This is a genomic window from Bradyrhizobium sp. 139 (genome assembly GCF_023074175.1).
Taxonomy (GTDB): domain Bacteria; phylum Pseudomonadota; class Alphaproteobacteria; order Rhizobiales; family Xanthobacteraceae; genus Bradyrhizobium.
The window spans coordinates 1-7,551 of sequence record NZ_JADPKS010000062.1 but is presented as its reverse complement, the minus strand read 5'-3'; the positions used below and the strand labels follow the sequence as shown (position 1 = coordinate 7,551).

Sequence of the window (7,551 nt, the reverse complement as noted above, 5' to 3'; positions counted from 1 at the left end):
CGTCTCTCATGACCTCAACTTCTCGAACCGCCCGGTGCGGACCCGCATGCCGGGTGGTGTGGCAGGGGAGCGACCCACAAGGTCGCCCCCTATGCCGATCAGGCGTCTCCACGATCTCGCTGTCATGCCACGCGCAGGCGGGGCATCCAGCACGCCGCGGCTTCTCGGTTGTAGCCGCGCCGTCTCGGAGTCTTGGATCGCCCGGTCTAAACAGAAGGGCGGGGCGATGACGACGGTGGCGGGACGGCGCCCAAAATTCCTCTTTGTTATCAATGACCATTCTACTGTGCATGGGGTTGTTTTCGCCGTTTTTGATAGGCACCCTTGCGGAACTGAATTCCCCTAAAATTGTCCCTAATTCCGCAGGGGTCCATTGAGCACACCTCTTAAGGGGCGGAGAACCTGATCCGGCTTAGGCTGACGCCAAATACAGTCCCGTGCTTTTGGGGAAGCCATGAACGCGCCAGCCAAATCCGCCGCCAAACGCCGGCTCTTGCTCGCCTCCGACCGGAGCGACGAGAGCACCGAGCTTGCCAGCATCCTGAAGGCCGTGGGCGACGTCTCGACGGTGACGACGCAGGACATTCCCGAGCAGCCGTCGCGCGATCTGTCCGGTCTCGTGGTCGACATCAATCTGCGCTCGCCCGAGAGCGTGCAGCGGGTGCGCAACAAGCTGCGCGGCGCTGCCTATCGCACGATGCCGCGGCTGTTCGTGCTCGCCGATGCCCTGCATCACGGCACCATGCAGGCCTGGGCGCTGGGCGCCACCGACACGATCTCGCGGCCGCTCCTGCCCGAGGATATCCTGCAACGCATCCGCGCCGCGTTTCCCGATACCGCCACCTATGATGCGACCGACCGCGGCAAGACGCTCAACCGCGGCGTCGAGGCGGCGCACGCGGTGCTGAGAAAGATGTTCGAGAAGCTGCCGCTCGGCGTGCCCCTGACCTTCGACGACGTCATCGCCGCCGAGAGCAAGATCCTGAAGGCGATCAAGCACTCCTCGCTGCGCGAATGGCTCACCACCGTCGGCTGCCATCATGTCGGCAGCTATCGGCACTGCCTATTCGTCACCGGCTTTGCCGTCGCCTTCGCGCAGCATCTCGGCATGCGCGAGGACGACCAGCGTCGCCTGACCCGCGCCGCGTTGCTGCACGACGTCGGCAAGGCCTTCGTTCCCTCCGTGCTGCTCGACAAGCCCGGCAAGCTCACCGACGAAGAGATGGCCGAGGTGCGCCAGCATCCGCGCCGCGGCTATGACGCGCTCGCCGAGCAAGGCGGCTTCCCGCCGGAGATGCTCGACGTCGTGCTGCATCACCACGAATTCCTCGACGGCAGCGGCTATCCGAATGGCCTGTCGTCGAACCAGATCAGCGATATCGTGCGGGTCACGACGATCGTCGACATCTACGCCGCGCTCGTTGAGAAGCGCGCCTACCGCATGCCCTTCACGCACTCGCGCGCATTCGCGATGATGGAAGGCATGGGCGGCAAGCTGGATCAGCAGCTGCTGCAGGCATTCCGGCCCGTGGCGCTCGGATCGTTTTGACGAGGCATTCTCCGCTGCCGTAGGGTGGGCAAAGGCGCGCCCTTCGCGCGCCGTGCCCACGATGCTTCCACATCCGCGGCATGAATGTGGGCACGCTTCGCTTTGCCCACCCTACGGCAGTGTGCCGTTTCGTCGCGCTCTCACCCCACCATCTTCCGCAACTCCGCCTTCGCCACCTTCTCCAGCGTCGAGCGCGGCATGTCGTCGACGAGCCTGATCTCGCGCGGCACCTTGAAGTCGGCAAGACCCTTGCGGCAGGCTGCCATCACGCGATCATGCAGATCGGGCGCAGCGCCGGCGACGCCGCCATGCGGGATGATGAACACGACCGGCACCTCGTCCAGCATCGGATGCGTCTTCGCCACCACCGCGGCCTCGCGCACGCCTGATACGATCGCGATCACCTGCTCGATCTCGGAGGCCGCGACATTCTCGCCGCCGACCTTCAGCATGTCCTTGGCGCGGTCGCCGAACCTGATGAAGCCGTTCTCCAGCCGCTCGACGCGGTCGCCGGTGAGAAAGAAGCCGTGCGCGTCAAAACTTTCGCGCGTCGCCTTTTCATTGTGCAGATATTCGGCGAACAGTGACAGGCCGACAACGCCCTTGATCGAGAGATTGCCGGTGTCTCCGACCTCCGTCGGCCGTCCGTCATCGTCGGCGATGCGGATCTGATATTCGCTCGCGGCGCGCCCGATCGACATCGGGATGTTGGGCTGGTCGACCTCGCCGACGATGCCGTGGGTGATGGTCTCGGTCATCCCCCACCAGCCGATGATCTTGACGCCGAAGGCAGCAAAGGCCGGCGGCTCGTTGATGGCAGTGCCCCACAGGCGGAATTTGTGATCCCGGGGGACCTCCTGCTCGAGCAGCGCCTTCATGCAGAACGGAATGGTCGACGTCCAGGTCGAGCCGTGCTCGCGCGCGACGCGCCAGAACCGGCTTGCCGAGAAGCGCGGCTGGATCACGCAGGTGGCGCCGACCCACAGCGTTGCCAGCATCGAATAGGCCAGCGCATTGGTGTGAAATAGCGGCAGATAGGCCTGGTGCACGTCGCTCGCGTGCAGGTCCTCATGCGCGGCGTTGATCTTGGCGCCCCATAGAGCATTGGCATGGGTCCAGAGCACCGCCTTCGGGCGCGATGTCGTGCCCGACGTGTACTGCACGCTGCACGGTGCGAGCGGATCGGCCGCGCGCCTGGGACGGTCGGCGCTGTCGGCGAACAGTGAATCGAAACTGTCGCCGCGTGAGACCGCTTGCGCAGGCGCTGCGCCCGCATCGTGCGAGGTCACCGCCAGCCAGCGGATGTTGCGGCAGTTTTGCGCGACGATCTCGGCATAGGCCGGCTGCGTGATCGCGGCGACCGCGCCGCAATGATCGGCGAAATATTCGATCTCCGCCGGCGCCGAGCGGGTGTTGGTGGTCACCGCGATGGCCCCTAACTCGACGCACGCAAACCAGGCGAGCAACGCCTCGATGCAATTGTCGAGATGAATGAGAACATATTCGCCTGGCTTCACGCCGCGCTTGACGAGCCCCGCGGCGAGCGCGCCGACGCGCTCGTGAAACTCGCCGTAGCTCCAGCGCCGCGCCGGCGCATCGAACGGCGCCCAAATCAGGAACGCATGATCGCGGCGCATCTCGGCGCGCATGTTCAGCAGCCAGGGCACGTCGACCCCGTCGAACGGCCCCACGATTCCGGCGGCGGTCTGTTGAAGTGGCATGAATCCTCCCGTGCAGCCTGCATCTTGATGGCGGCTGCCTTTGGATTATTGCGTCTTCCTGCCATCGGATGGCGCGGGGAGCAAATGTGCTCGCTCCCTCCTTCGTCATGGCCGGGCTTGACCCGGCCATCCACGTATGTCCGCGTGTCTGGTGTCAAAGGCGTGGATGCCCGGGACAAGCCCGGGCACGACGGCTGAGTGTTTGGTTCGCGCCGGACCCTAGCGGCCTCGATCCTCGTACGATGATATCTCGATCAAACTGCCATCCGGATCCCGGCAGTAGACTGAGCGCAGTGTACCGCGGGCGCCCTGCCTGGAAACCGGGCCTTCCTCGATCGCAACGCCATGTGCCTGCAAATGCGCCACCACCTCGTCGGGCGCGGCGGAGGTGAGGAAACACAGATCCTCGCTGCCGGCGGTCTGATGGTCCGCGGTGAACCACTCCACCTTGTCGGCATCGCGTGGCCGGACGTTGATCTTCTGGTTACCAAAGACGAGCGAAGTCCGCGGCGCTTTGCCGCCGCCGGGGTCGAACACCTTGACTTCCATGCCGAGAATCTTGCGGTACCACTCGGCGGTAGCTGCCACGTCGGCGACGTTGATGACGAGATGATCGAGGGCCTCGACCTTGACCGGCATGCGTTATCCTTTCGTCGTGATGCGCCCCGCGCACTTTCCGCCCGCGGCAAGCTTTGTTACAACCGCATCGACGTCACTTTGAAGCCATCTGGCTTTCAAGAACAACACGTGGGAGAACCCTTGAGATGATCACTCGCCGTACCGCGCTGGGCCTGCTCGCCGCCAGTCCGCTTGCAGCCACCCCGCTGTCGAAGGCCCTTGCCGCCGACTATCCGGCCCGGCCCGTGAAATGGGTGGTCGGCTATCCGCCGGGCGGGGCCACCGACATCCTGGCGCGGTTGATCGGCCAGCGGCTGTCGGAACGGCTCGGCCAGCAATTCGTGATCGAGAACAAGCCGGGCGCCGGCAACAATATCGGTACCGAATCGGTCGTCAATGCCGAGCCCGACGGCTACACGCTGCAGCTGGTCAATCCGGCCAATTTCATCAACGCCTCGCTCTACACCAATCTGAAGTTCAACTTCGTGCGCGACATCGCGCCGGTCGCCTCGTTCCAGCGCGTGCCGAACGTGATGACCGTCAACAAGGACGTTCCGGCCAAGAACGTCGCCGAGTTCATCGAATATGTGAAGGCCAATCCCGGCAAGGTGAACATGGCATCCTCCGGCAACGGCACCTCGGTGCATCTGTCCGGCGAGATGTTCATGGCGATGACCGGTTGCAAGATGCAGCACGTGCCCTATCGCGGCGCTGCGCCCGCGATCACCGACATGCTCGGCGGCCAGGTGCAGGTGATCTTCGACAACATGCCCTCGATCATCCAGCACATCCGCTCCGGCTCGCTTCGCGCGATCGGCGTCACCACCACAGAGCGCTCGACGCAGCTTCCCGACGTGCAGGCGATCGCCGAGACCGTGAAGGACTACGAGGCCAGCGCGCTGTTCGGCATGGGCGCGCCGAAGAACACGCCGAAGGAGATCATCACCAAGCTCAACAATGAGATCAACACGCTGATGAAGGAGCCCGACATGACCAAGCGCCTGGTCGAGCTCGGCGGCGAGCCGCGGGTGCAGACGCCCGAGGCGTTCGGCGAGGAGATCAAGGCCGAGACCGATAAGTGGAAGAAGGTCGTCGAGTTCGCCGGCCTGAAGGTCGAGTAGCGATCTTGTGATCCCTGCGATTGGAGCCCTGCCGTTCGGCAGGGCTTTTTTCTTGGTGTATTTCGTTCCCTTGATCTGGAATAAAACGGCACGGCGAAACCTGATGATACATGGCGCGTATCTCGCGCTGTGAAGAGAGGAGTTGGGATCATGCGCAAGATGCGATTGGCGCTGCTGACGCTGGGCGCGACGGTCCTTGCCGGCGTCGTCACCATCACGCCTGCGGCGGCGCGCGACTATCCCTGGTGCGCCCAGGGCGGCGAGTATGATTATCCCGGCGAATGTGCCTACAGCACCTATGAGCAATGCCAGGCCAGTGTCTCCGGCCGGCTGCTGTACTGCGGCCCCAATCCGCTTGTCGCCTATGGGCAGGCGCCTCGGCCGCAACCGCAGCCGCGTCGGAAGATCCGGCATCCCGTGCCGAATTGATGCCGGTCAGGCCAGCGTAGTGGCGAGGCATCGGGCGGGCGATCGCGTCGATTTCTATGGTGTAGCCCTGGAATAAACCGGCCTCCGCAAACCTGACTCTATGCAGGCGGCGCATTTCGCGCGGTAAGCGTGGGAGGTCAGGTCATGCGCAAAATGCTATTGGTGCTCGGCGTCATCACCCTTGCCGGGATTGCCGCTACCCGCCCGGCGCGGGCGGATTCTCCCTGGTGCATCGCTGATTCCGAATTCGGTTATCCCGGCGACTGCTCTTATCAAACCCATGAGCAGTGCCTCTTCAGCGTGTCAGGCCGCAAGGGCTATTGCCTGGAGAATCCTCGCTTCATCCTGAGAAGCTCACCGCAACAGACCGCGCCACGCGGGCGGCGCGTTTTGCCGTACTAGCCGCCAGGTTCCCGCTTGACGCCTTCCCGCTCGCGCTTATACTAAACCTTGTGGTTAAGTATCAGGACGAAGCGCTGGACCGGACATTTGCGGCGTTGTCCGATCCGACGAGGCGCGCACTGCTCGCGCGTCTCGGCGAGCAGGACAGTCTGTCGGTGAGCGAATTGGCCGCGCCGTTTCCCGTCTCGCTACCGGCAATCATGAAGCATCTCGACGTGCTCACGGATGCGGGACTGATCGTGCGGGAGAAGACCGGACGCACCGTCTCCTGCCGGCTCACCGCGCAGCCGATGGAGCGGGCGATGAACTGGCTCAATCGTTATGCGCAGTTCTGGTCCGAGAAGTTCGACCGCCTTGCGGCCTTCGTGGAGGAAGAGAAATGGCCAACGCCGCCGTCACAGCCGAACGCCCAGCAGAGCGTCCAAGCCTCACCCTCACGCGCCGGCTCCGCGCGCGGCCGGAAAAAGTCTACGCCGCCTGGACGCAAGCCGAGCAGCTCATGAAATGGTTCGGGCCGCCGAACATGAAGCCGGCGACGCTGAACGCCGAGCTCGATGTCCGCACCGGCGGCCGTTATCGCATCAGCTTCACCCGCGACGACGGCGAATATTTCGAAGCGGGCGGCAGCTATCTCGAAGCCGTGCCGAACGAGCGGCTGGTCTTCACCTGGGCATGGCATTCGACGCCGGAACGCGAATCGCTGGTGACGATCACGCTGAAGCCGGACAGCGCCGGCACGTTGATGATCTTCCATCACGCCCAGTTCTTCGACGAAACCGCGCGCGACAACCACCAGCGCGGCTGGAGCTCGTTCTTCGACAGACTCGATGCCTTCGTCGCCTGACACTATGGAGGATACCATGCAGCAACATCAGATCGTCTCGCGTGAGCAATGGATCGCGGCCCGCAAGGCCCATCTGGCGCATGAGAAGGAGCTCAGCCAGGCGCGCGAGCGCCTTGCCGAGCAGCGCCGCGCGTTGCCCTGGGTAAAAGTCGACAAGAATTACGTGTTCGACGGACCCAACGGCAAGGTGACGCTCGGCGATCTCTTCAGAGGCCGCCGGCAGCTCGTGGTGCAGCACGTGATGTTTGCGCCCGACTGGAACGCTGCCTGCAAGAGCTGCTCGTTCTGGGCCGACGGTCTTGATCGCATGGCGCCGCACCTCGAAGCGCGCGACACCACCACGGTTGCGATCTCGCTGGCGCCGGCGGCCAAGCTCGAGGCCTTCAAGACGCGGATGGGCTGGACTTTTGATTGGGTCTCGTCGGGCGGCAATGAGTTCAACTACGACTACGAAGTCTCGTTCACGCGCGAGCAGATCGACAAGGGCGTGCCGAAGTACAATTTCGGCACTACGCCCTTCTATGGTCCGGAGCTGCCCGGTATCAGCGTGTTCTACCGCAACGAGGCCGGCGAGATCTTCCATACCTATTCGTGCTTCGCCCGCGGTCTCGACATGATGAACGCGGCCTATCAGTACCTCGATCTCACCCCGCTCGGTCGTCACGAGGACGGCCTGCCCTATCCGATGGACTGGGTCCGCCTGCGCGACCAGTACGAGCCGCAAGCGGCGAAGGAAGCGTGCTGCCACGGGTGAGTTAGCTTGACGTCGTAGATGGGGTAACGGGCCCCGGGCAGCCTTCCAGCCAAGCCGCGCTAGCTACGGCGCTATTTGTGGCGCGCGTCGCGCGGCTTGGTTGGAAGGCAAGC

9 protein-coding genes are annotated in these 7,551 nt (G+C 64.0%); 7 read left to right on the top strand and 2 right to left on the bottom strand.

Features of this window, described 5'->3' with window-relative positions; translation table 11 throughout:
- Positions 1 to 454 precede the first annotated feature (454 nt).
- The gene (locus IVA80_RS15175) at positions 455 to 1,549 is read left to right on the top strand and encodes an HD domain-containing phosphohydrolase (RefSeq protein WP_247431205.1); all 1,095 of its coding nucleotides are present in this window, start codon (positions 455 to 457) and stop codon (positions 1,547 to 1,549) included.
- Positions 1,550 to 1,689: 140 nt separating this feature from the next.
- On the opposite strand, the gene IVA80_RS15170 is transcribed toward IVA80_RS15175, so the two are convergent.
- Both IVA80_RS15170 and IVA80_RS15165 read right to left on the bottom strand, forming a co-directional pair.
- Entirely contained in the window at positions 1,690 to 3,270 is a 1,581-nt protein-coding gene (locus IVA80_RS15170; RefSeq protein ID WP_247431202.1) for an AMP-binding protein, read from the bottom strand.
- A gap of 219 nt (positions 3,271 to 3,489) precedes the next feature.
- On the bottom strand, positions 3,490 to 3,909 hold the full coding sequence (locus tag IVA80_RS15165; protein ID WP_247431199.1) for a VOC family protein: 420 nt from the start codon (positions 3,907 to 3,909) through the stop codon (positions 3,490 to 3,492).
- Between the two features lie 125 nt (positions 3,910 to 4,034).
- On the opposite strand from IVA80_RS15165, the gene IVA80_RS15160 reads away from it, so the two are divergent.
- The 6 genes from IVA80_RS15160 to IVA80_RS15135 all read left to right on the top strand — a co-directional run bounded on the left by IVA80_RS15160 (position 4,035) and on the right by IVA80_RS15135 (position 7,438).
- Positions 4,035 to 5,009, top strand: a complete 975-nt coding sequence (locus IVA80_RS15160; RefSeq protein WP_247431195.1) for a tripartite tricarboxylate transporter substrate binding protein — start codon at positions 4,035 to 4,037, stop codon at positions 5,007 to 5,009.
- A gap of 150 nt (positions 5,010 to 5,159) precedes the next feature.
- Complete coding sequence (locus IVA80_RS15155) at positions 5,160 to 5,438, top strand: DUF3551 domain-containing protein (RefSeq protein ID WP_247431191.1); 279 nt, start codon at positions 5,160 to 5,162, stop codon at positions 5,436 to 5,438.
- A 144-nt stretch (positions 5,439 to 5,582) separates the two neighbouring features.
- Positions 5,583 to 5,840: a DUF3551 domain-containing protein gene (locus tag IVA80_RS15150; RefSeq protein WP_247431188.1), complete on the top strand. Its 258-nt coding sequence runs from the start codon at positions 5,583 to 5,585 to the stop codon at positions 5,838 to 5,840.
- A gap of 95 nt (positions 5,841 to 5,935) precedes the next feature.
- Positions 5,936 to 6,343 (top strand): helix-turn-helix transcriptional regulator, encoded by a 408-nt coding sequence (locus IVA80_RS15145; RefSeq protein WP_247431185.1) that lies wholly within the window; start codon positions 5,936 to 5,938, stop codon positions 6,341 to 6,343.
- Positions 6,340 to 6,684, top strand: a complete 345-nt coding sequence (locus IVA80_RS15140; protein ID WP_247431181.1) for an SRPBCC domain-containing protein — start codon at positions 6,340 to 6,342, stop codon at positions 6,682 to 6,684. Before IVA80_RS15145 ends, IVA80_RS15140 begins: the two co-directional genes overlap by 4 nt.
- Before the next feature lie 16 nt (positions 6,685 to 6,700).
- The gene (locus tag IVA80_RS15135; protein ID WP_247431178.1) at positions 6,701 to 7,438 is read left to right on the top strand and encodes a thioredoxin family protein; all 738 of its coding nucleotides are present in this window, start codon (positions 6,701 to 6,703) and stop codon (positions 7,436 to 7,438) included.
- Positions 7,439 to 7,551 lie beyond the last annotated feature (113 nt).

Coding starts and splice junctions, on each gene's coding strand:
- IVA80_RS15175 (WP_247431205.1), top strand. CDS start 455: ATGAACGCGCCAGCCAAATCCGCCGCCAAACGCCGGCTCTTGCTCGCC.
- IVA80_RS15170 (WP_247431202.1), bottom strand. CDS start 3,270: ATGCCACTTCAACAGACCGCCGCCGGAATCGTGGGGCCGTTCGACGGG.
- IVA80_RS15165 (WP_247431199.1), bottom strand. CDS start 3,909: ATGCCGGTCAAGGTCGAGGCCCTCGATCATCTCGTCATCAACGTCGCC.
- IVA80_RS15160 (WP_247431195.1), top strand. CDS start 4,035: ATGATCACTCGCCGTACCGCGCTGGGCCTGCTCGCCGCCAGTCCGCTT.
- IVA80_RS15155 (WP_247431191.1), top strand. CDS start 5,160: ATGCGCAAGATGCGATTGGCGCTGCTGACGCTGGGCGCGACGGTCCTT.
- IVA80_RS15150 (WP_247431188.1), top strand. CDS start 5,583: ATGCGCAAAATGCTATTGGTGCTCGGCGTCATCACCCTTGCCGGGATT.
- IVA80_RS15140 (WP_247431181.1), top strand. CDS start 6,340: ATGAAATGGTTCGGGCCGCCGAACATGAAGCCGGCGACGCTGAACGCC.
- IVA80_RS15135 (WP_247431178.1), top strand. CDS start 6,701: ATGCAGCAACATCAGATCGTCTCGCGTGAGCAATGGATCGCGGCCCGC.